Source organism: Achromobacter sp. 77 (assembly GCF_020541125.1).
Taxonomy (GTDB): Bacteria; Pseudomonadota; Gammaproteobacteria; order Burkholderiales; family Burkholderiaceae_B; genus Achromobacter; species Achromobacter mucicolens.
Genome location: NZ_CP059848.1, coordinates 4,918,717 through 4,944,811, shown reverse-complemented (window position 1 = coordinate 4,944,811; position 26,095 = coordinate 4,918,717). Strand labels below are relative to the sequence as shown.

22 protein-coding genes are annotated in these 26,095 nt (G+C 64.1%); 12 read left to right on the top strand and 10 right to left on the bottom strand.

Annotation, left to right across the window (positions count from 1 at the left end; translation table 11 throughout):
- The first annotated feature begins 144 nt into the window (after positions 1-144).
- The 9 genes from H4P35_RS22870 (at position 145) to H4P35_RS22830 (ending at position 12,045) form a co-directional block, all read left to right on the top strand.
- Positions 145-756 carry a 50S ribosomal protein L25/general stress protein Ctc gene (locus H4P35_RS22870; RefSeq protein ID WP_056325375.1) on the top strand — a complete coding sequence of 204 codons (612 nt, stop codon included), beginning with the start codon at positions 145-147 and terminating at the stop codon, positions 754-756.
- Between the two features lie 99 nt (positions 757-855).
- The gene (gene pth / locus H4P35_RS22865; RefSeq protein ID WP_175156077.1) at positions 856-1,452 is read left to right on the top strand and encodes an aminoacyl-tRNA hydrolase; all 597 of its coding nucleotides are present in this window, start codon (positions 856-858) and stop codon (positions 1,450-1,452) included.
- Positions 1,452-2,222, top strand: a complete 771-nt coding sequence (locus tag H4P35_RS22860) for a type II CAAX prenyl endopeptidase Rce1 family protein (RefSeq protein WP_175156076.1) — start codon at positions 1,452-1,454, stop codon at positions 2,220-2,222. Before pth ends, H4P35_RS22860 begins: the two co-directional genes overlap by 1 nt.
- Positions 2,223-2,399: 177 nt before the next feature.
- A complete protein-coding gene (gene ychF / locus H4P35_RS22855; protein ID WP_128828955.1) occupies positions 2,400-3,491 on the top strand; it encodes a redox-regulated ATPase YchF in 1,092 nt (363 codons plus the stop codon).
- A 286-nt stretch (positions 3,492-3,777) separates the two neighbouring features.
- On the top strand, positions 3,778-5,886 hold the full coding sequence (locus H4P35_RS22850; RefSeq protein ID WP_226847115.1) for a type VI secretion system Vgr family protein: 2,109 nt from the start codon (positions 3,778-3,780) through the stop codon (positions 5,884-5,886).
- Positions 5,883-6,788 (top strand): DUF4123 domain-containing protein, encoded by a 906-nt coding sequence (locus H4P35_RS22845; RefSeq protein WP_226847114.1) that lies wholly within the window; start codon positions 5,883-5,885, stop codon positions 6,786-6,788. The genes H4P35_RS22850 and H4P35_RS22845 overlap by 4 nt, the downstream gene beginning before the upstream one ends.
- Entirely contained in the window at positions 6,785-9,445 is a 2,661-nt protein-coding gene (locus H4P35_RS22840; RefSeq protein WP_226847113.1) for a T6SS effector BTH_I2691 family protein, read from the top strand. The genes H4P35_RS22845 and H4P35_RS22840 overlap by 4 nt, the downstream gene beginning before the upstream one ends.
- Entirely contained in the window at positions 9,445-10,560 is a 1,116-nt protein-coding gene (locus H4P35_RS22835) for a hypothetical protein (protein WP_226847112.1), read from the top strand. The genes H4P35_RS22840 and H4P35_RS22835 overlap by 1 nt, the downstream gene beginning before the upstream one ends.
- Positions 10,561-10,923: 363 nt before the next feature.
- Complete coding sequence (locus H4P35_RS22830; RefSeq protein WP_226847111.1) at positions 10,924-12,045, top strand: hypothetical protein; 1,122 nt, start codon at positions 10,924-10,926, stop codon at positions 12,043-12,045.
- Positions 12,046-12,062: 17 nt separating this feature from the next.
- Here the strand turns inward: H4P35_RS22830 and H4P35_RS22825 are convergent, their stop codons facing one another.
- Both H4P35_RS22825 and H4P35_RS22820 read right to left on the bottom strand, forming a co-directional pair.
- Positions 12,063-12,506, bottom strand: a complete 444-nt coding sequence (locus H4P35_RS22825) for a MarR family winged helix-turn-helix transcriptional regulator (protein ID WP_226847110.1) — start codon at positions 12,504-12,506, stop codon at positions 12,063-12,065.
- A 3-nt stretch (positions 12,507-12,509) separates the two neighbouring features.
- On the bottom strand, positions 12,510-14,108 hold the full coding sequence (locus H4P35_RS22820) for an MDR family MFS transporter (RefSeq protein ID WP_226847109.1): 1,599 nt from the start codon (positions 14,106-14,108) through the stop codon (positions 12,510-12,512).
- A gap of 357 nt (positions 14,109-14,465) precedes the next feature.
- Between H4P35_RS22820 and H4P35_RS22815 the strand changes: the two genes are divergently transcribed.
- Both H4P35_RS22815 and H4P35_RS22810 read left to right on the top strand, forming a co-directional pair.
- A complete protein-coding gene (locus H4P35_RS22815; RefSeq protein WP_226847108.1) occupies positions 14,466-16,964 on the top strand; it encodes an AsmA family protein in 2,499 nt (832 codons plus the stop codon).
- Complete coding sequence (locus H4P35_RS22810) at positions 16,961-17,347, top strand: MOSC N-terminal beta barrel domain-containing protein (protein ID WP_226847107.1); 387 nt, start codon at positions 16,961-16,963, stop codon at positions 17,345-17,347. Before H4P35_RS22815 ends, H4P35_RS22810 begins: the two co-directional genes overlap by 4 nt.
- Positions 17,348-17,366: 19 nt before the next feature.
- Here the strand turns inward: H4P35_RS22810 and H4P35_RS22805 are convergent, their stop codons facing one another.
- The 4 genes from H4P35_RS22805 to rsmD all read right to left on the bottom strand — a co-directional run bounded on the left by H4P35_RS22805 (position 17,367) and on the right by rsmD (position 20,080).
- A complete protein-coding gene (locus H4P35_RS22805) occupies positions 17,367-18,590 on the bottom strand; it encodes a benzoate/H(+) symporter BenE family transporter (protein WP_226847106.1) in 1,224 nt (407 codons plus the stop codon).
- Positions 18,587-18,838 (bottom strand): YfhL family 4Fe-4S dicluster ferredoxin, encoded by a 252-nt coding sequence (locus H4P35_RS22800; RefSeq protein ID WP_042795127.1) that lies wholly within the window; start codon positions 18,836-18,838, stop codon positions 18,587-18,589. Before H4P35_RS22800 ends, H4P35_RS22805 begins: the two co-directional genes overlap by 4 nt.
- Before the next feature lie 114 nt (positions 18,839-18,952).
- A complete protein-coding gene (coaD, locus tag H4P35_RS22795) occupies positions 18,953-19,456 on the bottom strand; it encodes a pantetheine-phosphate adenylyltransferase (RefSeq protein ID WP_056558877.1) in 504 nt (167 codons plus the stop codon).
- Positions 19,457-19,474: 18 nt separating this feature from the next.
- Positions 19,475-20,080 carry a 16S rRNA (guanine(966)-N(2))-methyltransferase RsmD gene (rsmD, locus tag H4P35_RS22790; protein ID WP_056325409.1) on the bottom strand — a complete coding sequence of 202 codons (606 nt, stop codon included), beginning with the start codon at positions 20,078-20,080 and terminating at the stop codon, positions 19,475-19,477.
- Positions 20,081-20,558: 478 nt separating this feature from the next.
- On the opposite strand from rsmD, the gene ftsY reads away from it, so the two are divergent.
- Complete coding sequence (ftsY, locus tag H4P35_RS22785) at positions 20,559-21,599, top strand: signal recognition particle-docking protein FtsY (protein ID WP_226849524.1); 1,041 nt, start codon at positions 20,559-20,561, stop codon at positions 21,597-21,599.
- Positions 21,600-21,713: 114 nt separating this feature from the next.
- On the opposite strand, the gene H4P35_RS22780 is transcribed toward ftsY, so the two are convergent.
- From H4P35_RS22780 to phnC, 4 genes are all read right to left on the bottom strand, one after another.
- On the bottom strand, positions 21,714-23,372 hold the full coding sequence (locus tag H4P35_RS22780) for a CYTH and CHAD domain-containing protein (protein WP_180097810.1): 1,659 nt from the start codon (positions 23,370-23,372) through the stop codon (positions 21,714-21,716).
- A 246-nt stretch (positions 23,373-23,618) separates the two neighbouring features.
- Entirely contained in the window at positions 23,619-24,443 is an 825-nt protein-coding gene (gene phnE, locus H4P35_RS22775) for a phosphonate ABC transporter, permease protein PhnE (protein ID WP_056325416.1), read from the bottom strand.
- Positions 24,440-25,327: a phosphonate ABC transporter, permease protein PhnE gene (gene phnE / locus H4P35_RS22770; protein ID WP_062839588.1), complete on the bottom strand. Its 888-nt coding sequence runs from the start codon at positions 25,325-25,327 to the stop codon at positions 24,440-24,442. The genes phnE (H4P35_RS22775) and phnE (H4P35_RS22770) overlap by 4 nt, the downstream gene beginning before the upstream one ends.
- Positions 25,324-26,094, bottom strand: coding sequence for a phosphonate ABC transporter ATP-binding protein (phnC, locus tag H4P35_RS22765; RefSeq protein WP_128828945.1), 771 nt, complete (start codon positions 26,092-26,094; stop codon positions 25,324-25,326). The genes phnE (H4P35_RS22770) and phnC overlap by 4 nt, the downstream gene beginning before the upstream one ends.
- Position 26,095 lies beyond the last annotated feature (1 nt).

Below are 26,095 nucleotides of genomic sequence, written 5' to 3'. Positions count from 1 at the left end.
TCGCGTCGATCGGATCACAGCCCGAATTTCCAGTTATTTGCGTCTTGCTGGTCGCGGCAAGGTGCAAACAAGCACGGCGCGCCCTTTGCGCGCCGTGATTTCAACCGGTGAAGTCTCTTCACCTTTATTGTTTCGGAGTTATCCATGAAATTTACCGCCACTGCGCGTAGCGTCCAGGGTTCGAGTGCGAGCCGCCGCCTGCGCCGCGCGGGCCGCGTTCCCGCCATTGTTTATGGTGGTACGGCTGCCCCCCTGAACATCGAACTCGACCACAACGAGATCTACCACGCGCTGCGCAAGGAAGAATTCCACGCATCGATCCTGCAAATGCAGCTCGAAGGCGCCAAGGATGAGCAAGTTCTGCTGCGTTCGGTTCAATGGCACGCCTACAAGCCGCAAGTCCTGCACGTGGACTTCCAGCGCGTCGACGCCAACCAAGCCCTGCGCACCAAGGTGCCGCTGCACTTCGTGAACGCTGAAATCTCGCCGGCCGTGAAGCTGAGCGGTGCGATCATCAGCCACGTGACGACCGAACTGGAAATCACCTGCCTGCCGTCGGCGCTGCCCCAGTTCATCGAAGTCAACCTGGCTGACGTGCTGGCCGGCGGTTCGATCCACCTGGCCGACATCAAGCTGCCCATGGGCGTGACCTACGTCCCCCACGGCGGTGAAGACAACCCCCTGCTGGCCGCCGCGGTCACCAAGGGTGGCGCTGCCGCTGCCGACGAAGCCGAAGAAGCTGCTCCGGCCGCCTAAGTCCTGCCGGAAAGCCCTTGCGGCTTTCCTGCGGCTTACGCCCGAAACCCTGCGTGTGCATTTGCATGCGCAGGGTTTTTTGGTTTAAACACCCCCATCATGTCTACTCCCATACGCCTCATCGTGGGACTGGGTAATCCAGGTCCCGACTACGAAACCACCCGGCACAACGCCGGCTTCTGGCTGGCCGACCATCTGGCGGACGATCTGCGCACTTCTTTTGCGCTCGAGAAGTCTTTTTTCGGCATGGTGGCCAAATCACGCCAGGGCGCGGACAACATCCTGCTGCTCAAGCCCACCACCTACATGAACCGTTCCGGCCAGGCGGTCGGCGCGCTGGCCCGCTTTTACAAGCTGACGCCGGAAGAAGTGCTGGTGCTGCACGACGAACTGGACCTCATGCCCGGACAGGTCAAGCTCAAGCAGGGCGGCGGCCACGCCGGTCACAACGGCCTGAAGGACATCCAGGCCGCGCTGGGCAGCCCCAACTTCTGGCGCCTTCGCATCGGCATCGGCCATCCACGCACGCTGGGCCTGGCCCAACAGGTCGCCGACTTCGTGCTGCACCCCCCACGCCGCGAGGAACAAAAGGAAATCGAAGCCGTCATCGACCGCTGCCGCGCCGTCGTGCCCGCCATGCTGGCAGGCGACTTCGCGCTGGCCACCCGCCAGCTGCATAGCGGCAACGAGTCCTGATGAAACCAGGCCCGTCCACCCGGAAGCTGCGCTTTCGCAGCGAGATCGCCGACTTCTGGCGCTTCATCCGCCATCCGCATCCGGTGTCGCGGCTGCCGTGCCGCGCCTGCGGCAGCGGGCTCGCCGCCGACTGGTGGCCGGGCATCGGGCCGGGGCGCCTTCTGGCCTGGGCCGCCGTGCTGTGGGCGATCAACCTCTTCGCGCTGGGCCCCGTGGCCGTGGCCGCCGCCGGGCTGGGCGGCGTGACGCATCGGCTCGATCCGCACAACATTCCCTGGCTGACCGCAGTGCTGTGGGCGCCGCTGGTCGAGGAAATGCTGTTCCGCTACGGACTGCGCCGGCCGCGCCAGGCCTTGTGGTTGATACCTGCGCTGGTGCCGGTCGTGCTGTGGGGCCCCAAGCTCTGGACGGGGCTGCTGCTGGCCGCGTTCATTTTGCTGGCGGTGTGGGGGCTGCGCGCACGTCCTGAGCCGCTCAAAGGCTGGGACACCAACTGGCGCAGGTATTACCTGCAGCACTTCGGCGTCGTGTTCCATCTGGTCGCGCTGACGTTCGCCGCGGTGCATCTGACCAACTTTGTCTACAACAAGACGCCGTACTGGCTGCTGCCGCTGCTGGTGCTGCCGCAATGGCTGACCGGCCTCGTGCTGGGCTGGATGCGCGTGCGCCGCGGCATCGGCGCTGCAATCCTGCTGCATTCCGTGTTCAACGCCGGCCCCATCCTGATGATCTGGCTGGTCATGCGCTACGCGCCGGCCGCGGCCGGTTAAGGCCTCGGGCTGGGGCGCACGGTCTGAAGGCAAGGGCGTATGCCCGGCAGCCATGTCGGCGGCGTTTCGCCGGCGGCGTCGTCGGGGCCGCATCACGTCCGCCAGGAAGGCGTCGTTTCACCCCGCCGGGGTAAACTACGCCGTTAACGCTCAATACCGTACTTACACAGGATTCCCATGGCTCTGCAATGCGGCATCGTCGGCCTGCCCAACGTTGGCAAATCGACACTCTTCAACGCTCTGACCCGCGCCGGCATCGCCGCCGAGAACTATCCGTTCTGCACCATCGAGCCCAACGTCGGCGTCGTCGAAGTGCCGGATCCGCGCCTGCAGAAGCTGGCCGAAATCGTCAAGCCCGAACGCATCCTGTCCGCCACCGTCGAATTCGTCGACATCGCGGGCCTGGTCGCCGGCGCGAGCAAGGGCGAAGGCCTGGGCAACCAGTTCCTCTCGCACATCCGCGAAACCGACGCCATCGTCAACGTCGTGCGCTGCTTCGAAGATCCCAACGTGATCCACGTCGCCGGCAAGGTCGACCCGATCGCCGACATCGAAGTCATCGAAACCGAACTGGCCCTGGCCGACCTGCAGACCGCCGAAAAGGCGCTGCAACGCCACCAGAAGACCGCACGTTCGGGCGACAAGGAATCGCAACGCCTCGTGGCCGTGCTGGAAAAGTGCGTCGCCCAGCTCAACGAAGCCAAGCCTATCCGCTCGCTGGACCTGACGACCGAAGAAAAGGCCGACATCGCCCAGCTCTGCTTCATCACCGCCAAGCGCGCGATGTATGTGGGCAACGTCGCTGACGACGGCTTCACCAACAACCCGCTGCTCGACCGCCTGACCGAATTCGCCGCCGCCCGCAACGCGCCCGTCGTCGCGATTTGCGCCGCCATCGAATCCGAAATCGTCGACCTCGACGACGCCGACCGCGAAGCCTTCCTGAAGGACATGGGCATGGAAGAACCGGGCCTGAACCGCCTGATCCGCGCCGCCTTCAAGCTGCTGGGCCTGCAAACCTACTTCACCGCCGGCGTGAAGGAAGTGCGCGCCTGGACCGTGCCCATCGGCGCTACCGCGCCCCAGGCCGCCGGCGTCATCCACACCGACTTCGAACGCGGCTTCATCCGCGCGCAAACGATCTCGTACGAGGACTACATCACGTACAAGGGCGAGCAGGGCGCGAAGGAAGCGGGGAAGATGCGCGCGGAAGGCAAGGAATACATCGTGCAGGATGGCGATGTGATGAATTTCTTGTTTAACGTGTGATTTACCCGCGAGACCCGCGCAGGCTTCGGCGGTAGCCCAGCATGCTGGGGCGCGCGATGCAACGCGTGCCAACTTGCGCCATCAATGAGCCCACTTCGTGGGCTCATTTTTTTTCCGCGGCGCGATCAGGTCGCAAATAAGAAGCTTCCTATATACGCCTGTCGACGCGACGGGCACGATCCTGACGGTGTGTTATGTCCACTTCCGGTCCCTGTGCCGTGGACGTAGAACCCATCTCGGTCTGCACCCAAGTGGTTGGTGCGAGCCGTAGCCGCAGGAGCGCCCCGTGCCCGTCCAATCTGATCTGCGTTTTACGTTTACTGCTGGTGCCGACGCGTTCGATGTCATCGAGTTTCGTCTAGTTGAAGCGCTGTCCGAGACCTTTCTGCTCGAGGTGGACCTGAGCTGCGCGAGTGCCGAAGTCGACTTTGGCGGGATACTGGACCAGCCCGCCTTGTTCACGATCTGGGCGGGCGGACGTGCCGTCAGGCTTGTCCATGGGCTGGTGTCTTCGTTTCAGCAAGGTGACACCGGCTTTAGGCGGACGCGCTATCGCGCCACAGTGGAACCTCGCCTGGCGCGTCTGAAACTCGCTTCAGACTGGCGCATATTCCAGGCGCTTGCTGTTCCCGACATTGCCAAAGCCGTCCTCGGCAAACACCGCATCACGCAAGCTTACGAGCAATGGAGCACCGAATCCCATCTTCCGCGGGAGTACTGCGTCCAGGCAGGCGACAGTGATTACACCTTTGTCGAACGCATCATGCGCGAAGAAGGATTTTTCTACGGTTTCATGCACGCCGCTGATGGCCACCGCCTGATCCACTGCGACCGTCTATGGGTATTCGGCAGAGCCGACGGCCCGCCCGTCGAATACAACCCCATGCCCGGCGGAGACCGCCCAACGCCCGCGCTTCACAGTTTTCTGTACACGGAACAGGTACGCACGGCGCGTCATGCCCAGCGTGATTACGACTTCAAGAACCCGCACTACGACCAACACACCGAACGAGCAGTGGAAAAAGGGGCAAACCAGTCGCTCGACTATGAACGTTACGACTACCCGGGACGCTACAAGAACATCTCGGGGGTGCAGTTCACCCGAGACCGCCTGCGCGGCCTGCGGGGCGGGGCTTGCGTGGCGGTCGCCCAAGGCGATGATGCGCGACTGACGCCAGGCGTTTCCTTCGACCTCGTGGGCCACCCGCGCGAGGACATGAATCGCGGTTGGCGGCCGATCCGCCTGGCGCACCACGGCAAGCAGTACACAAGCCAGGCTGAAGACAGCGCAGACGCCGAGCAAGGCACTCACTACCACTGCACTGCCACTCTGGTACCCGACGATGTCGAGTGGCGCGCGGAACCGCTGCCCAAGCCGCGCATCGATGGCCCTCAACAAGCGACAGTGGTGGGGCCGCCTGGCGAGGAGATCTACTGCGACAACTACGGACGCGTGAAAGTGCAGTTTCCCTGGGACAGGGAAGGCAAGCTGGACGAACACAGTTCCTGCTGGATACGCGTGTCGCAGAACGTGGCCGGCGCTCTGTGGGGCCACATCGCCATCCCCCGCATCGGGCAGGAGGTCATCGTCAGCAACTTCGATGGCGATCCGGATCAGCCGGTCATCACGGGAAGGAGCTACAACGCACACCAGTTGCCGCCGTACGATCTTCCGGCGCACAAAACGCGCATGACCATCAAGAGCCAGACCCACAAGGGAGACGGTTTCAATGAAATGCGCTTCGAGGATGAGGCGGGACAAGAGGAGATCTACCTCCACGCGCAGAAGGACCAGAGTATCCACGTCAACAACGACGAGAGCACGTTTGTCGGACACGACCGCAGGGAGCGGGTCGAGAACGATGAAGCCATCGTCATCGGCCACGACCGCACGGAGACCGTCGGCAACGACGAGCGGGTCACCATCGCGCGTGACCGGCGCCATGACATCGGCCAGGACGCCTCGCTTGCCGTGGGACGTGACCACACCATCTCTATCGTCAAAGACCGCATCGAAGAGGTTGGCAACCACCGGCGCGACAAGACCGCCGCGAATCACTGGACGGAAATCGGAGGGCACCTGGAGCAGCGCATCGAAGGGCATGCGCATCTGCAGGCGGGCCAGGAAATCCGGAACCTGACCAAGGTCTACAAGGTTCAGGTGGAGGATGAAATTGTGCTGGAGGGGCCGGGCGGGTCGTTGCATATCAACCGGTCTGGCATCACGCTCAGCGGCGTGGCAATACATCTCAAAGCTCCCATAAGCCAGCAAGCAAACGGAGATGGCGCCTTCCTCTCATTGGCTAGCGCGCCCGAACAGGGTGAGCCGATTTGCGTCAGCTGTTGGTTGAAGGCCGCCCGGGAACGCAAGGCATTGATGAGGATGGGCGCATGATCTCCCGCGACTTGATCAGGGCGCTGAACCAAGAGATCCATGACGGCGAGGGTTCACGGTCGTGCCACCTCATGGCATTGATAGACATGGCATTGGTGCCGGAAGACCAGCGGCAAGAAATCGCCGAGCATATCGCGGGTGATGCTCATCCATTACTCATGGATCCGCAGCTGGATGCACTGAAGCCGTTGGGCCCGATGCTTATTGGCGCAAACGGATTTGGGCCTGCGCAGTATGAAACCGTGCTGGCGAAAGTCGGAGCCCGCTGCGCCGCGTACGTGAATTCCTGGATCTCAAGCGTTGTTCCGCCGCAGGAGCTTGCGTTGCACTTTAGCGGAGCAACTTACGCCATCGGCGAGTCGAATCAGCAATATTTGCTGCGCTACTACGATCCGGCGATCACGCCGCTTCTGTATGCGCATGCCGACCGCGAATGGGTGTCCCGGTTTTTTGGTCCGGTCCTGTCCTGGTGGTTCCAGGACGCGACGCAAGCGTCCTCGTTGTGGCGCCGGATCCGTGGCAGAGGTCAAAGCGATGGCTCGTCGCCTGCGCAGCCGCTGCACCTGAGCACCGCTCTGTGGCAAGTGTTGGAATCCGACCCCCTCCCTCACCGCCTGCTGCACACCCTGGAAGCGCAATTGCCTCACGTTTTCGATAGCGCTTGTGGCGGCGTCAGGCTTGCTCAGGTCGAGGCGCAACTCAACGCTGGACGCCGGTCAGGGCTGACGCGCCACGAAGATCTTACGACCTACGTGATCGTCGGTATGAATCGTTCCTGGAGTCAACGCGTGCTGGACCGTCGATGGCAGAACGCGCTGGATCGCGCCGCGACGGGTGCCGAGACGTTGAACGAATCGCTCGCCGCTCTGGCTCGGGCAGGCGTTAAGGACGTGCAGTCATGAGTCAGGTGTCATTGGAAGCGCTGCTATCGCAGGCAGTCGACGTCGCGCGCAGTACTCGACGGGACGAAGCGCCCAGCCCGTGCGTCGACTGCAAGTCCGAAGTTGCCATTCTTCCGCTGCGCTATGCCGTGGTGACCAGCGAAGATCCGGAAGCGCTTGCCGCGCTGGCGCCGGATCTGCCTCGCAATCTCGGCCTGGGGTTGCCCGCGTTGCAAGCCAAAGGCGTCCGCTACGCCGTGCGCGCCATGCGCCAGGGTTACCTGTACGCGTTCATCAAGCGCTTCGGAAAATGGAATTGCGAAAGCGCGTGGCGAGCGACAGGGACAGGGGTGTTCTCCCCATTCTGGCCTTACTCGCCAGATTCGCAGTACGCGCCCGAACCGTGCCGCCTGCTTGGATATGGCGGCTGGACCATTCTATTCAAGGCCCCGGAAGACATCCAGGAAGCGCGCCTGCTGTTCACTCCGGACGTGCTTACCGAGCGCATGCTCGACAAGTTGCGCGATACCGATTCGTTGCGCAACAAGCTGCAGGCATTCGACATCAAGGAAATCGCCAGCAGCTGCTCGTTTGCTCCCGACGTGCTCGACATGTCTTCCACGAACAATGGCATTGCCGAGAGCATCGCAGCGGCCCATACCCGCCTGGCGCCCACACTTGCCGATCAGCTCTATTCCGACCCGGATTATCACCACGCCCCGCAATTGGTCGCGTCGGATTTGAGGCCGACGGTCACCCGAGCCCGCGGCGCCGCTATCGTGCTGCGCGACCCCATCGGCATTACTCAGCAACTCAACGCCTGGCGAAACGAGGCCGTCGAGACGCTGAAGGACTACTTGAACAGGGGTGGGGCCAATAATGGCATCAGCAACGAACGCAAGATTCTGGTGGCGCAGGCGTTCGGCGATGTTCGGAATCAGTTTGAAGAAAGGTCTGCTGCCTTGGAGGCGCAGCATTACATCGAGATCGAACGGGACAAGGTGTTCAATCCCGAGATGGCGCGGGGGCGCAACTGGATCCTCGACGAGGCGCAGCAGAAGCGCTGGGAAGCGGCAGCCCAGGAGCACGTGCGCAACTATGAAGCCACGATAAGGGCGCGGGTGCAAGCCAAACTGGACAGCGGCGAATACCGCGCCCGCTTCGAAAGCAAGTACGTCACTCCGCCGGACCCGAAAGCGGCGTTGCAAATCTACGCCATGAAACAGGCGCTCGTGGGTTTCGAGACCCAGTGTCGAATTGTGGAACAGGAAGCGGCGCGTTGGGCACTGCCATACGAAGTCTGGTTGCAGAGCGAGCAATTACTGGATGGGTTGGACGTCTATGACGACGCCGATCTTGCCAGCGGTTGGCGGTTTGCGGGTCAGACAGGACTGTGCGTCTTCGGTGCGGAAGGATGCGAAAGCAGTGCCAACGTCATCCAAGAGTGGTGGCAGGGTGGGGTGCGAGACCGCAAGAACCTCGCGCTGCGAAGCTTTGGACTGAATCAGGATGCCATCCTGGCGGAAATGGACCGCATCCGCGAATCCGCGAAATCCGAGCCGGCGCTCGCTGCCGGCGAAACCATTTACCAGTACACGCGCACGGGCCTCGAAATGGCGAAGACGCTAGCGCAGCTCTTTGACAAGGCCAATAGCGTGTACGAAGCGCTGGACAAATCGAACAAGGCGGGACTGTCAGGTGGAGTCCTGGCCTGGTACGCCAGCCTGGGCCGTCAGACCTTGCGCCACGCCTCGCAAGGCAACGAATGGTTCGTCCACAGGGCCACCCGCAGCTGGCTCGCCGCCAGCATCGGCGAGCGCGCCGTCAACCTCAGGCTAGAGGACCTGCAGGCCATCGGCCACAGCGCGGACCGGACTGTCATGCGAAGCCAGATCAAGCAGAACGTCCAATTCGCCTTCGCGACGGAGCTGGTGGATGCGCGCTCCAGCGAGTTCTACAAGGTAAGGGCCAGCGGGTGGCTGCTCTTGCTTGAGGCCGGACTGCTTGGATTAAGAATGCACAGCCTGCCTCAGGACGACAGGCAGAGAGCCGAGCTGGCGGCCGCCGTGCTGACCGCCGGCGCGGCGGGGATCGAAATGCTGGCCTGCGGGACGGAGCTGGTGTTGAGGCACTTCAATCCCGGAAGCACGACCGGGGTGGGGGCCACGGTGTTCTTGGGGAGGTTGCGGCTGTGGGGTGGGGCGTTGGCGACGGCCGGAGGATCTGTGCTCGCAGTCTACGACTGGAGCGACGGAGCTAAAGCCGAGGCGGATGGCATGCAGGTCCTAGCGCGTGCTTACCGGCTCCGTGCATTGGTAGGTATGGCGATGGCGGCCAGTCAGTTCAGTTTGGCGATTGCAGCAGCTAGACCCATGATTAAGCTTATGGCCGAGCGCGCGGCGAGAACTAGATTTGATTTTTTTTATAACGTCTTCGCTCGAATGTCGGCGCTGTTCGCGCGAAAGGCCGTAGTCCTCTTCTTGAGACGGGTGTTGCTCCGAGGGACGTTATTGACCATCGCAATTACCGTGGCTATCGCAATCTTCGATGATGATGCGCTAAAAAAATGGTGTAAGCAAACGCTCTACCGCGGACCTAAATATAGAAACGAGAAAGGGTTTGATGATGCATCGACTGAGCTGGGCGCGTTGTTTGGCGCTCTTTCGGAGGTGGTCTGATGTACGTCGCTGAATGGATCGCTTGGCTCAGCTGCGTCAAATCTGATGCATGGTTCAAGAAGAACCTGAAAGAGGATGGAAATCAGGTGTACCCGACCGTCCAGCCCGCATACGAGGATAGCGTTGCAGAGGATCGTGCACGGCAGGCCGCAAAGCGTTTCCAGCGCGCATCAACAATGGGGCCGGTCTATGCGTGTAACGACATATTCCTCGAAATGCGATGTGGTGGCATGGAAGACAAGCGCGGCCTTCTAACGCTTTGCTCATTGATTTTCCTGTGCTTTCTCATTGGGACTTGGGTTGACTTCGATGCGCCCGTTTTATGGTTCTTGTTTGGAGGAGGCGAGCCGAGTGCCACGTGGAGCTTTGGCGCTATCCTTTTCTCGTTGCTAACGACGCTGGGTACCGCCATCCTTCTTTGGCTCTACTGTAAGTACGCTCTCCAGTTAACCCGCCTTGAAGCGTTGACCTCTCGGCACATCCTTATCCGCTTCAACCGGATCACCCGTCAAGTTTTTCTTCATCGGCCGGCGAGCTGCGGGGGGATTCTGGTTTTGCCTTGGGAGGGTGTGCATACAGAGGAAATACCTGGATTGAGGCTGGTGATGGGTTGGTACCCAGGAGATAGCACGGACTTGCCTTTTCCGACCATCGCGTTCATCGGAAGGCAAAGCAGCCGTCTGTCCGACCTACAGTCCGAATGGGAATTCATCCGCCGGTACATGGACGAAGGCGGTGTGCAAGCTGTCGAGAAGCCGCGCATCAGCTCGCCGCTTCCTTTGCCCTGGCCAGCCTTCACGGCGCAGTTCGAGGCGCTAGGTCCGTTTCTGCGCAATAGCGGCCCGTTGACGTGGTTGGGTTGCGTGCTGATCTCTCCCGCCTTCGTCATTGTTGGCTTAGCGCATTGGGCTTCTTTGCTTCTGTGCTGGCGTCCACGTTGGCCGCGCGTGATTCGTGAGGCAGGCCAGCCGGGAAAGCCGGCGCCCGCTTTTACTACCGTCGCTGACTATCCGCCGAACGTTCAGGCACAGTTGCTGGCCAATGCGCACCGCTGGAAGTTGCGGCCGGGGCGCGCACCGGCGAATTCGCCGCGCGTGGGAAAGCGCCGTGGGTGAGGGCGACTCGCGGCTCCAACCTGCTGCGATCACCCACCGCCCATGCAAATTGTTCCTCGAACACTCTCGAACACCCGACTTGGATATGGCGAAGACGCTAACGGGGCTCTTTGACAAGGCCAATAGCGTGTACGAGGAGATGGATAAATTGGGCCAGGCGGATGTACTACTTAAGGCGAGTGCTGCGCGGAACGTTGATCACAGCCGCTGTATCGGTAGTTATTGCGATTTTTGACATCGATGCGCTTGAGGATGGTGCAAGCGGACCATTTATCGCGCGCCGAAGTTCAAGACAGAAGCGTCATTCGCTGACGTGGAAAAGGAATTGGGGGCGCTGTACGGAGCCCTTACGGAGATCATTTGATGTACGTCGCCGAATGGATTGCCTGGTTGGGATGTTTGAAGTCGGATACGTGGCTGAAGAAGAACTTGGAAGAGCATGGAAGTTCGCCGATACCCATAGTGCAGCCCGCCTACGAGGACAGCGTAATAGAAGATCGTGCGCGCCAAGCTGCGAAGCGATTCGCATGCGCCAAATCGCAGGGACCCATCTACACATGCAATGACACGTACCTCGAAATGCGCTGCGGCGGATTGGAAGATAAGCGAGGATTGATATCGCTAGTCACCTTAATCTTCGTGTACTTCGCGGTTGGCGTGTGGATTGATACTGCCGGGCGAATTATGTGGGCAGTCATATCCGGTTCTGGCATCGTATATAGCAGAGAAATCTATATCGGGGATCTGTTCTTTTTTGTGCTATTGACCGGCATGATGGGGGGAGCGCTATGGCTGTACTTCAAGTATGCATTTCGCTTCACGCGCCTTGAAATGCTCACATCACGGCACCTTCTGATCCGCTTCAACCGGATCACCCGTCAAGTTTTTCTTCATCGGCCGCCGAGCTGCGGGGGGATTCTGGTTTTGCCTTGGGAGGGTGTGCATACTGAGGAAATACCCGGATTGAGGCTGGTGATGGGTTGGTACCCCGGAGATAGCACGGACTTGCCGTTTCCGACCATCGTGTTCATCGGAAGGCAAAGCAGCCGTCTTTCCGACCTGCAGTCCGAATGGGAATTCATCCGCCGGTACATGGACGAGGGCGGTCTGCAAGCTGTCGAGAAGCCGCGCATCAGCTCGCAGCTGCCTTTGCCCTGGCCAGCCTTCACGGCGCAGTTCGAGGCGCTAGGTCCGTTTCTGCGCAATAGCGGCCCGTTGACGTGGTTGGGTTGTGTGCTGATCTCTCCAGCCTTCGTCATTGTTGGCTTAGCGCATTGGGCTTCTTTGCTTCTGTGCTGGCGTCCACGTTGGCCGCGCGTGATTCGTGAGGCAGGCCAGCCGGGAAAGCCGGCGCCCGCTTTCACTACCGTCGCTGACTATCCGCCGAACGTTCAGGCACAGTTGCTGGCCAATGCGCACCGCTGGAAATTGCGGCCGGGGCGGGCCCCTGTGAATTCGTCGCGCGTGGGAAAGCGCCGTGGGTGAGGGGCGACTCGCGGGTCTTAACCGCCCCGATCCCCCGCTGCCCTTACAAAATTCTCTTCCAACACGCTCAACACCCGATTCAGCGTATCCACATCCGCCGCGGACAACCCCTTCAGCGACTCCTCAAAAAACTGCGCCCGCTTCGGCAGCGCCTCATTCACCACCGCCTGCCCTTCAGCCGTCAGCGTCGCATTCGTCAGCCGGTTGTCGTCGGCATCCACCGCCCGCGAAATCCATCCCAGCTTTTGCATCGCCTGCAACTGCCGCGTCAATGATGCCGGATCCAGCCGGCAACGTTCCGCCAGATGCTTCTGCGAGCACTGCCCGTTCTCATGCAGCGCCAGCAATATCCGCCACCGCGGCAAAGCGTGGCCGACCTTGATGCTGAAGGCGCTTTGCATCACGCGGTAGGTTTGGCCCATGTGCTGGATGACTTGCAGGCCTTGTTGTTGTTTGGGCAAAAGCTACTCTCCGACGCCGGCGGGCTCCGGTTTGGATGGCCGGACCAGTTGCACCAGGGGTACGCGCCGCACGCACCAGATTGCGAAGACGGCGACGGCGAGGGCGATGAGTTGCCCTTCGTGGATGGCGCCCACCAGCGCGATGCGCGCGATTTCGATGAGCGACGTTCCGTCCTGGCCTTGATGAGCCAATTGTGCCAGGAACTCGGTTTGGGCCGCAGGGTTGACCAGCATCTGCGGGTCGTTGAGTTTGGGAAGCCATTGGGCGGACGCGCCGCGCAGCGTGGATTCCACGCCGTTGAAGTAGCTGTGGCTGACCATCGTGCCGACAACCGCGGTGCCCAGCATGCCGCCGATCATGCGCAGGGATTGCAGCAGCGCCGTGGCGATGCCCAGGTGGCTGCGGCCGGCGGTCTGCTGGGCGAAGACGGTGAGGTTGGGCATGATGAAGCCCATGCCCAGGCCGGCCATCAGCATGTAGCCGGCAATCAAGAGGTGCGAGGTGTAGTTGTGGGTGGTGACGATGCCCAGGCACGAGAACGCCATGAGGATGAAGCCAGCGTACAGCATGCGGTTGGGGTTGCGGATGCGGGTGATGATGCGGCCATTGACGATGCTGCCGACGGTGATAAAGACCACCATAGGCGTGATGAGCAGGCCCGCCTGCTGGGGCGACAGTCCGAAGCCGCCCTGTAGGAGCAGGGGGGCGTAGAACAGCAGGGAATACATGGTCACGCCGACCAGCAAGGCCAGGGTGAAGAGCGTGGCCAAGCCGCGGTTGCGGAACATGTCCAGGGGCAGAAGGGGATGGGGGCAGCGGCGCTCCCACCAGATCAGGGCGGCGAAGGCGGCGATGCTGCCGGCGCCCAGCAGCATGAGTGAGGGCGTGAAGCCGTCCTTGGGCAGGAGCTCGACGAGCAGTTGCAGGGCGCCCAGCGCCACGGCAATCAGCAGCGCGCCCTGCCAATCCAGCCGGACCTTGCCGGGGCTTTGGTTGCGCAGGTGCGGCAGGAAGCGGGCAACGAACCACAGGCCCAGGATGCCGATGGGCAGGTTGACGTAGAAGACGGAGCGCCAGCCGTAATGTTCCGTCAGGGCGCCGCCTAGCGTGGGGCCGACGGCGTTGGCGATGCCGAAGGCGGCGCTGAGCATTACCTGCCAGCGCAGGCGCACGTGGGGATCGGGGAAGAGATCCGGGATACAGGCGAAGGCCGTGCCGACCAGCATGCCGCCGCCGATGCCTTGCAGTGCCCGCGCCAGCACCAGTTCGAGCATCGTGTCAGCCGCGCCGCACAGGACCGAGGCCAGCGTGAACAGCACGATGGCGGCCACGACGAAGGGTTTGCGTCCGTAGTAGTCGCCCAGCCTGCCGAAGATGGGCACGGTGATGACGGAGGTGAGGAGGTACGACGTCGCGACCCATGCGTAGAGTTCGAAGCCCCGCAGCTCCGCCACAATGGTGGGCAGCGCGGTGCCCACCACGGTCTGGTCGATGGCGACCAGCATCATCACGAAGCACATGCCCAGCATGGCCAGCAGGGTTTGCCGGAAGGGCAGGATCTGGCCGGGCGAGTGTGGGGAAGTGGGGGCGGGGGCGGTCATTGTTGGACGCATCAATAATTGATCGATCAAACATTCTAGTCCTACAATCCGTCCGACAGGAAGCCGTCAGCTTGGCCGATCCCGCTGACCGGCCTGATTTGTTACGATAGCGGTTATCTGCACGCTGGGTTACCGGCGTCTTCAGCAGGCCTTCCTCGGTAGCACCTTCCTTTGGCGCCCATGCCGCAGGCTCGGCAGGCGCGAGGACACGTCCTGAAAGGCAAGCCCTTGGTGGCAAGCCCTGGAATGCAGACAGTTCAATAGGCCGGCGGACTTGCGCCGGCAACGCACCTTCCTCCGCGCTTGGCGCGGTGGTCGGCATCAAGGATTTCCAGTCGAGGTACCGACGGGGCAGCAATGAAAACGTGGTTCAAGCGCATTTTGATAGGCCTGGTAGTGTTGGTTGTCGTGGCCGTCGTCGGCCTGGCCATCTTCTTGCTGACATTCGACCCCAACGCGTACAAGTACAAGCTGGAAGAGCTTGTCCAGGAACGCTATCAGCGCACGTTGACGATCGACGGCGAGATCGAGCTTTCGCTCTTTCCGCGGATCGGCCTGTCGGTCCAGGGCGTGTCCCTGTCCGAACCCAATAGCACGGACACTTTTGCCTCCATCGAAAGCACGCGGCTGGCTGTGGCCGTCTGGCCGCTGCTGTCCAACAGCTTCGTCGTGGACCACGTTGCCATCAGCGGCCTGAAGGCGCGCGTGGTGCGCGACAAGCAGGGCCAGTTCAATTTCAGCAATCTGGTGGGCGGCACGCCGCCTGTCACCGATGCCCCCGGCAATCCGGCCGAGGCCCTGGTGGGCGCGGCCCAGACCGCCGCGCAGGCGATTACCGGCGGCCCCGTGCCGACGCCGCGCAACAACATGCAGATCGACATTGCCGGCCTGGATCTGAAGGACGGCGAAGTGCAGATGCAGGACGCAATCACCGGCATGGCGGTCGCGGTGACCCGTATCAACGCCAATACCGGCCGCGTCACGTTCAACCAGCCTTTCGATGTGCGGATGTCGGCCCGAGTCGAAGGCGGCTATCCGCGCGTCGACGCCAACCTGACCGGCCAGGCGTTGCTGACGCTGGACCCCTCGGCCAAGCGCTATGCCGCGCAAAAGCTTGATTTGCGCATGGACGGCAAGTTGCCCGGCGCGGAGGCCAAGAGCCTCGTGATGCGCGGCAACCTGGCCTTCAATGGGCAGAAGTCCGCGCTGGACGTGGCTGGGCTGGAACTCCTGTTCCAGGGCGACGTGACCGAACCTTCGGCCAAGGCGACCAATGTGGAAGCCAGCGTGGCAATTCCCAAACTGGCGATCGACCCGCACAAGAGCCAGCTCCAGATCGAAAAACTGGCCGTGCGCGCCAAGGGCGGCGTGGCCGATGGTCCGTTTGAACTGGCGGTCGATGCGCCGGCGCTCAATATCTCGCCCGCGTCCGCCACCGGCGAGGCCCTGACCGGCCGCGTGCGCATCAGCGGCCTGGACGCCAGCTTCGGCCTGAACGGCATCAGCGGCAATGCCGGCGAACTGGACATCAAGGAAGCCAAGCTGGACAGCACGTCCAAGAAGGGCGAACGGGTGGTGAAGCTGAATTTTGCGTCGCCGCTCAGCCTGAATCTCTTGATGCGCAGCGGCGCCATGTCGGCGCTGCGTGGCGACGTGAACATCACCGATCCGGGCCTGCCCAAGGGCAGCCTCCAGATCCCTGTGATCGGCAGCCTGACGGTGGACCTGCTCAAGGACCAGGCCACCAGCAAGATCAACGCGGTGCTGGAAGGCGGCAAGTTCGACCTGAGCGCCGACATCACCAAACTGTCCGACACGCCGCAGATGAAGTTTGCGCTGGCCGTGGACACGCTGGACCTGGACAAGCTGGTGCCGCCGGTCTTGGCCGCGCCGCCCAAGCCGCCCACGGACGGCAAGAAAGACGACAGCAAGCCCGCGCCGGCGCCCGCACCGGCAGCGCCCCCTGACGACACGATCAACCTGTCCGCGCTGGTGGGTCCCAGCGTGAACGGCACGCTGAAAGTGGGCAAGCTGGTCGTGCGCGGCCTGAAGGCCGACGAAGTGTCGGCGGCGGTCAAGCTGGACAAGGGCAAGCTCGACATCTCCAACCTCGCGGCAGGGCTTTACGGCGGCAAGCTGGCCGGCGCCCTGTCGGTGGACGCGGCGCAGGGCAATCAGATCGCGACCAAGATGACGCTGGCCGATATCGCCATCGAGCCGCTGCTGATGGACCTGGCCAAACGGAACGTGCTGAGCGGCACGGGCAATCTGATGCTGGACCTGAAAACCGGGGGCGCCAACGTCTATGCCATGAAGAGCGGGCTGGCGGGCGCGTTGCAAGTGCGCCTGCGCGATGGCGCGGTCAAGGGCATCGACCTGACGCAGACGCTGCGCGACCTGAAGGCCCGGTTCTCGCCGGACGCGCAGAACGAGACCGTGGCTGCCGACACCAGCAAGCAGACGCAGTTCTCTGAAATGGATGCGGACCTGGCCATCGCCAAGGGCGTGGCAACGGTCAAGCGCCTGAGCTTCGTGTCGCCGCTGCTGCGCGTCACGCAGGGCGATCCGGCCACCATCGACTTCGTCAAGAGCGAGCTGGATCTGGTGGCGCGCGCGCGTGTCATCAACCCGGCGGCCAATCCCGACGGCAAGGAACTGATCGACCTGAAGGACGTGACCATTCCCGTCCATTTCAAGGGTCCGTTCGACAACCCTTCGTACACGCTGCTCTGGAAGGACGCCATCGGCGGCATCCTGAAGCGCAGCCTGGAGAACAAGCTCAAGGAAGCGGTCTCCGGCAAGGGCAAGAGCGGCGCCGCGGTGGACAAGGCCTTGAAGGGACTGTTGGGCAAATGAGCGACGACCAATTCCAGCCCATCGCCGAATGCGGCGTGACGACGCAGGCGCAGGCCGCCGCCTACCATCGCCAGTGGCTGGTCGCCAATGATTCCGGGCAATGGCTGAACCGCGCGCTGTGCCCCAAGCTGGCCGACGTGTCGGTGGAACTGCGCCTGGGCTACCTGGTGCTGAAGGCGCCGGGCATGCTGCGCATGGATATTCCGCTGGACGTGATCGAAGACGACGACAGCGTGCGCTACAGCATGCTGGTGGGCGAGCAGACCATCGACGTCGTCGACGAAGGCGAGCTGGCCGCGGCCTGGATTTCGAACTTCGTGCAGGTGCCTTGCCGCATCATGAAAGTCCACCCGGACACACCCGTGTCCGCCTGGCCGGCCTGAAGGCGGCCAGCGCCGGTTTTCAAGCGCCCACGCGGGTGCGCTTGTACTCGAAGGCGGTGTGGGCCACGAGGCCCGCCGCCAGGCCCCAGAAGGCCGAACCAATTCCCCAGAAACTGAATCCCGAGGCCGTCGCCAGCAGCGTGATGAGCGCGGCCTCGCGTCGTTGCGGGTTGGCCATGGCAGCGGCCATGCCGCCCATGATGGTGCCCAGCAGCGCCAGGCCGGCCAACGCTGCCAGCAGGGCGGCAGGTAGCGCCTGGAAGAAGACGGCGACCGCGCCCGCAACGATGCTGAGCGCGACGTAGCTGACGCCGTAGGTGGCGGCGGCAATGTAGCGCTTGCCCGGATCGGGATGCGCTTCGGGCCCCGTGCAGATGGCCGCGCTGATCGCGCCCATGGTGACGCTGTGCGCGCCGAAGGGGGCGGCCAGGAGGCCCAGCAGGCCCGTGGCGGCCACGAGGCGCGAGGCCGGCGGCCGGTAGCCGGCGGCCTGCAGAATGGCCAGGCCCGGCAGGTTTTGCGAGGCCATGGCGACGACAAAGAGGGGAATGCCCAGGCTGACCGCTGCCTGCGCGCTGAAGGCGGGCGTGGTCCAGACGAATTCGGTCAGACGCCAGTCAAGCTGGTCGACCTGCATGAGGCCCATCGCGGCGGCCATGGCCACTGCCACCGCCATCACCACCAGCACGGCGTAGCGCGGCGCCCAGCGGCGGCACAACAGGTAGGCGGCGCACATGGCCAGCACCAGCGCAGGCTGCTTGTTGATGTTGCTGAAGATGCCCATGCCGAAATTGAGCAGCACGCCAGCCAGCATGGCGGCGGCGACCTCGCCGGGAATGCGGCGCAGGATGGGATCGATCCAGCCGAACAGCCCGCACGCGAGCGTCAGGCCGGCCGCCAGCACGAAGGCGCCCACGGCTTCATTGAAGGGAACGCCGGCCAGCGCGGTGACCAGCAGCGCCGCGCCGGGCGTGGACCACGCCATGACCACGGGCAGTCCCGTGCGCAGGCTGTAGAACGCGCCGCCCAGGCCCAGGACGAGGCTCAGCGAGCCGATCCATGAGCCGATGCGCGCCGCGTCCAGGCCGGCTGCATGGCCCGCCTGCACCATCAGCACGGCGGTGCCGCCGAAACTGACCAGGACGGCGACCAGCCCCGCAGCGACCGCGGACGCGGAGAGGTCGCGTCGGGCGTGGTGTGGGGAGGGGGAAAGGTTGATGCTTGGCGGCGCCGTGTCGCTCATGCGGCACCGGTCAGGCGTCGATACTTGGCCATGAGCTGCTCCTGGCCTTCATTCCATTGCGGGTGCAGCTCGATGCATTCCACCGGACAGACCACCTTGCACTGAGGCTCGTCGTGGTGGCCGACGCATTCCGTGCACCGGTCGGGGTCGATGACGTAGTAGTCCTCGCCCATGGAAATCGCTTCGTTCGGGCACTGGGGCTCGCAAACGTCGCAATTGATACATTCTTCGGTGATGGTCAGGGCCATGATGGGCTACGGAAAGGCGAGGGGCCCGGCCATTGTAGCGCCGGGCGGCCGGGGCCCGGAAAGCGCGAAAAGGGCGCCTTCGCGCCCCTTTGGGGATGGTGCAGGCGGGGCGCCTCAGCCCGGCCAGGACTGTTCGCGGCGTTCCTTGGCCTTTTCCTGGAGCCAGCGCTCGACGGAGGGAAACACGAACTTGCTGACGTCGCCGCCCAGTTGCGCGATTTCACGGACGATGGTGCCCGAGATGAACTGGTACTGGTCGGACGGCGTCATGAACAGAGTCTCGACGTCGGGCAGCAGATGGCGGTTCATGCCGGCCATCTGGAATTCGTATTCGAAGTCGGACACGGCGCGCAGCCCGCGCACGATGACGCGCCCATTCTGTTCGCGAACAAAGTCCTTCAACAGGCCGCCGAAGCTTTGCACTTCCACGTTGGGATAGTGCCCCAGCACTTCGCGCGCGATGTCCACGCGCTCGTCGATGCTGAAGAAGGGCTTCTTGTTGCGGCTAATGGCGATTCCCACCACGACTTTGTCGAAAAGCGTGGCTGCACGGCGAACCAGGTCCTCGTGGCCCCTGGTCAGCGGGTCGAAAGTGCCGGGATAAACAGCGATGATCATGCGAGCTCCGTACCGTTATTAGTGGTCTACACCATCCTCCGAAGCCGGATTATTGATCGATTTGCGCATCGCAGCAAATTCCAAAAGATGGAAGTGGACCGCGCCGGCCTTGTCCTGCCTGAGAATCTGGAATCCTTCGGGGGCTTCGATGGCGGATTCCGCCTCGACATAGACTAGCCCGTGATCGGTCAAAATGCCCGGCAGGATCGGCCACAGGCGCGGCAGCCAGCCCTGTCCAAAGGGCGGATCCAGCAGGATGAGGTCGAACCGCGATGCATCCATCCGTTCGGCGACCTGCATCGCATCGCCCACATGGATGCGTATCATGTCGGCTTTGAGCTTGTCGCGCAGTGTCCGCAGCGCGGACGCGGCGGTCTTGTCCCGCTCGACCATCTGCACATGCGCCACGCCGCGCGAGGCCGCCTCGAAGCCCAGGGCGCCGCTGCCGGCAAAAAGATCCAGCACCTGCTTGTCGGCGAACTCGCCGCCCCACAGGTGCGTAAGCCAGTTGAACAGCGTCTCGCGGACCCGGTCGGGCGTGGGACGCAGCGTCTCCACGTCGGGCACGGCGATGGGGGTGCGCCTGTATTGGCCCCCGACGATACGAATATACTTGTTACCCATGTTTAGCCGCTTCTTCAAGAAAAAATCCCCTCCGCCCGCCACGCCGGCTCAGCCCGCGTCGCCGCCGGAGGTTGCCGACGCGCCAGTCGCGCCCGCGGAGCCGTCTTCTGCCCCGTCCAGCCCGTCGCCGGCGTCGTCTTCGCCGGCGCTTCAGCCGGAACCAGCGGCGCCGGTCAGCGCGCCTGTGACGGCGCCTGTGACCCGGCCTGTGACCCCGGAGGTAACCCCGCCGGTGACCCCGCCCGCGGCGCCGCCGGTTCCGGCTGTGCCTGCGCCTACGCCTACGCCAGCGCCGTCCGTCTCATCCGCGCCTGCCCCAGTGGCGACGCCCGCGCAGCCTGCGCCGTCCTCGGCACCGGCCGCGCCGTCCCTCACGCGCACCGCGCCGGCTTCCGCGCCGGTCGCCGCGCCTGCAGCAGCTGCTTCCGCCGCGCCAGCGGTTGAGCCATTCCGCGCACCGCAGCCGCCCGCACCCGTCATCGCGCCCACGCCTGCACCCGTGGTCCCGGCGCCTGCGCCGGTATCAGCGCCTGCGCCAGTATCCACGCCTGCCCCTGTCGCAGCCCCCGCACCCGTCCCGGAACCCGCACCCGCCGAGGCGCCCAAGAAGGCCTCGTGGCTGTCGCGCCTGAAGCAGGGCTTGTCGCGCACCGGTCAGAGCATTGGCGGCATCTTCGTCGGCGTTAAGGTCGACGAGAACCTGTTCGAGGAACTCGAATCGGCCCTCATTATGGCCGATGCGGGCCTTGAGGCCACCGAGAAGCTCCTGACCGCGCTGCGCGCGCGCGTCAAGAAGGAACGCATCGAGGACCCGGCCAAGGTGAAGACGGCCCTGCGCCAGTTGCTGGCCGATCACCTGCGCCCACTGGAGCGCGCGTTTGACCTGAAGCGCACGCAACCGCTGGTGGTGATGATTGCCGGCGTGAACGGCGCGGGCAAGACGACTTCCATCGGCAAGCTGGCGCATACGTTCCAGCGCCAGGGCGCCAGCGTGCTGCTGGCCGCCGGCGACACCTTCCGTGCCGCCGCGCGCGAGCAACTGGTGGAATGGGGCAGCCGCAACAACGTCAGCGTGATTTCGCAGGACGGCGGCGATCCGGCCGCGGTGGCGTTCGACTCGGTCAACGCCGGCCGCGCACGCGGCATGGGCGTGGTGATGGTGGATACCGCCGGCCGCCTGCCCACGCAGCTGCACCTGATGGAAGAACTGAAGAAGATCCGCCGCGTCATCGGCAAGGCGGATGCGTCCGCGCCGCATGAGGTGCTGCTGGTGGTGGATGGCAACACGGGGCAGAATGCGCTGGCGCAGATCCGCGCGTTTGACGCTGCCATCAACCTGACCGGTCTGGTCGTGACCAAGCTGGACGGCACGGCCAAGGGCGGCACGCTGGCGGCCGTTGCTGCCGGCAGCCAGGGCGTGCGTCCGGTGCCGGTGTATTGGATTGGCGTGGGCGAAAGCCTGGAAGACCTGCAGCCCTTCGTGGCGGACGAGTTCGCGGCGGCATTGCTGGCGGATTGAAGCCGTTCATTCGGCGGGCTGAAACGCCCCTCTGAAGGCCCCTGGCGGGACGACGCGCAAGCGCCGTCCCGCAGTCGTTTGCGCGCCCGCCACACGGCCGGCGCACGATACGTGTCACTTCCAGAATGGCTTGCTGCGCGCCAGATCATCGAAGGCTTGCTGCGCCTCGATGACCAGTTCGTCCAGGCGCGCGCTGATCCAGCCCAGCGCAAACCACGCCTGCGGATGCGATGCCGTACACGACTGGTAGTAGTCCTTGGCCATCGCCAGATCATTGATCTCGCCCAACACGTCCTGCACGCGGGACAGCAGCTTGCGATAGCCGCGCAGCTTGCTGGCGGGCAGCAGCGATTCGGCGAAAGACAGGCCGTAGCGCAGGCGTTTGCCGCGCTTGCGCAGTTCGTGGCGGGTGGGGATGTCCAGCGAGGCGAAGTGCGTGCCTTGGTCGGCCACCTTGCCGTGCCAACGGTGCAGGCGGCGGGCCAGGAGCTTGTGCAGACGCTGCGGCTGCGGCTCCGGCGTCAGCATCGGGATGATGGTGGGCTTGACGACGGGACCGGCCACGCCGCCTTCCAGCCGGATGGCGGGTTCGGGCGCGGCGTCGCTGGGCGTGCCGTTGGCGATGGTCTGGCCATCCGCGTCCGGCTGGACCGCCGGCACGTCGAGCGACCATTCCAGCAGTTCCAGCAGCCAGGCCTGAAACGGCTGGCCGCCCGCAATGGTCTGCGCGTCCGCCTCGGGCGGCGCGGCTTCCATCGGGATCACGGGCATGCCGGCGCGCAGCAGCGCGGGGGCGACGGTTTCGTTCAGCACGTCCTGGTCGCGGTTGGCGCCGAACGCCGCAAAGTGGGTGCGCACGCCTTGCAGCAGGGAACCGGGCACCGGCGCGATCCAGCCATCGAACAGCTTCCAGGCCGACCGCAGCCGGCGCACGCCCACGCGCAATTGATGCACGTGTTCGGAATTACCCGCGCGGTACACGCCTTCGGTGTCGACTTCGGCCAGCACCGCGGCATTGCGGCAGATCTGGTCCAGGCATTCGGCCGCGATCGCGCCCATGGCCTGGGACGGCGTCATGTCATTGCGCAGCTTGACGGCGGCGGCGCCGCGTGGCGCCCAGAACTGGGCGATGGCCTGCGCACGCCGCGCTTCGTGATCTTCGCCGGCGGCGGCGTCCACCTCGGCCAGGCGCTGCGCAAGCTGGGCCAGGGCGTCGCCGCGTTCTGACTTGCTGCGCGGATCCAGGATCAGCGCATGCCGCTGCTGCCAGCCGCGCGCGGCGGCGAAGATGGCGGCGGGGCGTCCCGACACCAGTTCGAATTCCAGTTCGGAGATCGGCAGCTCCAGCGCGCCCGCGCGCAGGATGCCGGTGTCGTAGGCCAGCTCCACTGTGCCGTGACGCGTGCGGATCTTGCGCAAGAGGCGCTGCACGTCGGTTTCGTAACGCAGGCCCAGTTCGCCTTTGATGGCGGATAGCGGGCCTTCGACTTCGGTGCCGGCATAGACCGACAGGTCGAGCACGGGACCGGGGCGCGGATGGTTCATCTCGATGCGCGAGATCGCGTCGGCGCCGGGCATCTTCAGCGTCTGCACCCAGTCGGGCCCTTCCTGGCGCAGCCGGATGGCGATGCGCGCCCGCGCAAGCTCACGCTCTGGCGTGTCGAAATACATGGCATGCAGGCGAAGGCGCGTGGCCTCGCGCTGCTTGACTTCACGCAACACGGCCTGGCGCGAAGCCGTGGGCACGTGCAGTTTCAATTCCTGTTCCGACATGGCAGCGGGTGTCCAACGGCAAAAGCCGAGATCTTAATCAAGGCGCGGGTGCGATTTGATGACCGGTCATATTTTGTTCACATGGAGGATAGACGTGATCGCGCCGCAAAAACAAGGCGGCGGATCAAGGACGCTGACGCGCTTTTGCGTTGCTTGCGAACAGAAAGGAACCGTCCATAGAAAACGCCGCCCCACAGGGGGCGGCGAAGGAGCGCTGTCAGGGGAAACCGACAAGCGTAAAGCGGGCTACAGGATGCGTTTGCGCGCCTGCGTGATGATGACTTCGGCCAGGACGACGACCACGAAGATGGCGGCCAGCACCAGGGCAACGCGGTCCCACTGGAACAGGTTCAGCGCGGTGTCCAGCGCCATGCCGATGCCGCCGGCGCCAACCAGGCCCAGCACCGCGGATTCGCGCACGTTGATGTCCCAGCGCAGCAGCACGATGGACCAGAACGCCGGGCGGATCTGCGGCCAGTAGGCGTACCAGATCACCGATGCCTTGCTGGCGCCGGTGGCCGTGACGGCTTCGATGGGCCCGCGCTGCGCTTCTTCGATGGCTTCGCCGACCAGCTTGCCGACAAAGCCGATCGAGCGGAAGGCGATGGCCAACGTGCCGGCCAGCGCGCCCGGTCCGAAGATGGCGATGAACAGCAGCGCCCAGACCAGCGAATTGACCGACCGGCTGGACACCAGGATCAGGCGGGCCAGCATGTTGATGGTCTTGCTGGGCGTGAGGTTGTTGGCCGCCAGCAGGCCCACCGGCACGGCCATGAACACCGACAGGATGGTGCCAAGCGTGGCGATGTGCAGCGTTTCGATCAGCGCCGCGTGCACGCCATCCGGGTAGTAGGCCCAGTCGATCGGCCACATCCGGCGAAAGAGATCGGCCATCTGCTCCGGCGCGTCATACAGGAACTCCGGAATGATCTCCACGCCGCGGATCGCTTGCACGACGGCTGCCACCAGCAGCAGGTACAGCGCAAAGCGCAGCAGGCGCTGGCCCATGCTGTAGCGTTGCCAGACACGCGGCTGGCCAGCGGGATTCAAGGGGGAAACGTGGGCGTTCATTCGTCCACCTCCGCCTTGCGCGCCGCTGCCGGCTTGCTGGTGCCAAGGCCCCGCGCGCCGGCAAAGCGGCTTTGCAGGATGCGGTCGAAACCCAGGTTGTCCAGGAACACCGCCCGCACGAAGCCAGCCAGGATTTCGCCCAGCATGATGATCGCGATCAGGGTCAGCAGGATCGCGCTGACGAAGTCGTAATCGAAGCGCTGGAAGGCCGAGAACAACGTGCCGCCCACGCCGCCCGCGCCCACGATCCCCACCATGGTGGAGTTGCGCAGGTTGGAGTCGAATTGGTAGGTGGCAAAGCCGATGAAGCGGGCGAACACCTGCGGCAGCACGCCAAAGACGATGACGTTGGAGAACGACGCGCCGGTGGCGCGCACGGCCTCGACCTGCTTGAGCGAGATTTCCTCGATAGCCTCGGTGAAGAGCTTGCCGATGAAGCCGATGGACGCGACGGTCAGCGCCAGGATGCCTGCCAGTGCGCCAAAGCCCACGGCCTTGACGAACAGGATGGCGACGATGACCGGGTGCAGTGCACGGCACAACGCGACGATCGACCGCGCGGGCCACGAGATCCACGCGGGCATCAGGTTGCGCGCGCCCAAAAGGCCGACGGGCAGGGCAAGAAAGATGCCCAGCATCGACGCCAGGACCGCGATTTCAAGACTTTCCGCGATGCCCTTCCACAAGGTGGCGGGCTTCTCGAAATTGGGCGGGAACATGCGCGCGAGGAACGTCGAGGCGTGCCCCATGCCGGCCTCGAAACGCGACCAGCTGAAGTCGAGCTGCGCGGCCGCATAGACCGTGTACAGCACCAGCAGCAGCAAGCCCAGCTTGGCGCGCCCGGACATGGCGAAGGGGCGGATGGCGCCCCGGGGTTGCGTCATTCCAGCCAAGACTCGCCTCCGTAGATGGTCTTGAGCATGGTGGCGTCCAGGCCCTGTCCGTTGCCGTCATAGACCACGTGGCCGCCCGACATGCCGACGATGCGCGTGGCATAGCGGCGGGCCAGTTCGACGTCGTGGATGTTGACGATGACGGGGATGCCCGTGGCGCTGCCCTGCGCGGACAGCAGCTCCATGATCTCGACGGAGGTCTTGGGGTCGAGCGACGACGTCGGTTCGTCGGCCAGCAGCACCTGCGGGCGCTGCATCAGCGCGCGGGCGATGCCCACGCGTTGGCGCTGGCCGCCCGACAGCGCATCGGCGCGCTGGTCGGCAAACCCGGCAAGGCCCACGGTATCGAGCAGCTTGTAGGCGTGCTCGATATCCTCGGGCTCGAAGCGGCGCATCCAGGCCTTCATGGCCGAGGTATAGCCCAGCCGGCCGGTCAGCAGGTTTTCCATCACCGTCAGGCGTTCTACCAGGTTGTATTCCTGGAACACCATGCCGATGCGGCGGCGCGCGCGGCGCAGCGACGCGCCGCGCACTTGCGCCAGATCGACGGTGCCGTCTTCGGACTGCAGGATGATCTCGCCCTTGGTGGGTTCGATCAGCCGGTTGATGCAGCGCAGGAGCGTGCTTTTACCGGTGCCCGACGGCCCGATGATGGCGGTGAGCCCCTGTCCGGCGATCTGCAGGTCGATGCCGTTCAGTACCGGCCGGCCGGCCCGGTATTCCTTGACCAGGCCGGAAATGCGTAGCGACGTCGTCATG

Excerpts from the sequence above, each read along its gene's own strand:
- H4P35_RS22800 (WP_042795127.1), bottom strand. The coding sequence starts at position 18,838 with ATGGCCCTGACCATCACCGAAGAATGTATCAATTGCGACGTTTGCGAG.
- phnE (WP_062839588.1), bottom strand. The coding sequence starts at position 25,327 with ATGACGCAACCCCGGGGCGCCATCCGCCCCTTCGCCATGTCCGGGCGC.
- H4P35_RS22830 (WP_226847111.1), top strand. The coding sequence starts at position 10,924 with ATGTACGTCGCCGAATGGATTGCCTGGTTGGGATGTTTGAAGTCGGAT.
- H4P35_RS22870 (WP_056325375.1), top strand. The coding sequence starts at position 145 with ATGAAATTTACCGCCACTGCGCGTAGCGTCCAGGGTTCGAGTGCGAGC.
- H4P35_RS22845 (WP_226847114.1), top strand. The coding sequence starts at position 5,883 with ATGATCTCCCGCGACTTGATCAGGGCGCTGAACCAAGAGATCCATGAC.
- H4P35_RS22860 (WP_175156076.1), top strand. The coding sequence starts at position 1,452 with ATGAAACCAGGCCCGTCCACCCGGAAGCTGCGCTTTCGCAGCGAGATC.
- ychF (WP_128828955.1), top strand. The coding sequence starts at position 2,400 with ATGGCTCTGCAATGCGGCATCGTCGGCCTGCCCAACGTTGGCAAATCG.
- pth (WP_175156077.1), top strand. The coding sequence starts at position 856 with ATGTCTACTCCCATACGCCTCATCGTGGGACTGGGTAATCCAGGTCCC.
- coaD (WP_056558877.1), bottom strand. The coding sequence starts at position 19,456 with ATGATCATCGCTGTTTATCCCGGCACTTTCGACCCGCTGACCAGGGGC.
- H4P35_RS22780 (WP_180097810.1), bottom strand. The coding sequence starts at position 23,372 with ATGTCGGAACAGGAATTGAAACTGCACGTGCCCACGGCTTCGCGCCAG.
- phnC (WP_128828945.1), bottom strand. The coding sequence starts at position 26,094 with ATGACGACGTCGCTACGCATTTCCGGCCTGGTCAAGGAATACCGGGCC.
- phnE (WP_056325416.1), bottom strand. The coding sequence starts at position 24,443 with ATGAACGCCCACGTTTCCCCCTTGAATCCCGCTGGCCAGCCGCGTGTC.
- H4P35_RS22815 (WP_226847108.1), top strand. The coding sequence starts at position 14,466 with ATGAAAACGTGGTTCAAGCGCATTTTGATAGGCCTGGTAGTGTTGGTT.
- rsmD (WP_056325409.1), bottom strand. The coding sequence starts at position 20,080 with ATGGGTAACAAGTATATTCGTATCGTCGGGGGCCAATACAGGCGCACC.
- H4P35_RS22840 (WP_226847113.1), top strand. The coding sequence starts at position 6,785 with ATGAGTCAGGTGTCATTGGAAGCGCTGCTATCGCAGGCAGTCGACGTC.
- H4P35_RS22820 (WP_226847109.1), bottom strand. The coding sequence starts at position 14,108 with ATGACCGCCCCCGCCCCCACTTCCCCACACTCGCCCGGCCAGATCCTG.
- H4P35_RS22810 (WP_226847107.1), top strand. The coding sequence starts at position 16,961 with ATGAGCGACGACCAATTCCAGCCCATCGCCGAATGCGGCGTGACGACG.
- H4P35_RS22835 (WP_226847112.1), top strand. The coding sequence starts at position 9,445 with ATGTACGTCGCTGAATGGATCGCTTGGCTCAGCTGCGTCAAATCTGAT.
- H4P35_RS22805 (WP_226847106.1), bottom strand. The coding sequence starts at position 18,590 with ATGAGCGACACGGCGCCGCCAAGCATCAACCTTTCCCCCTCCCCACAC.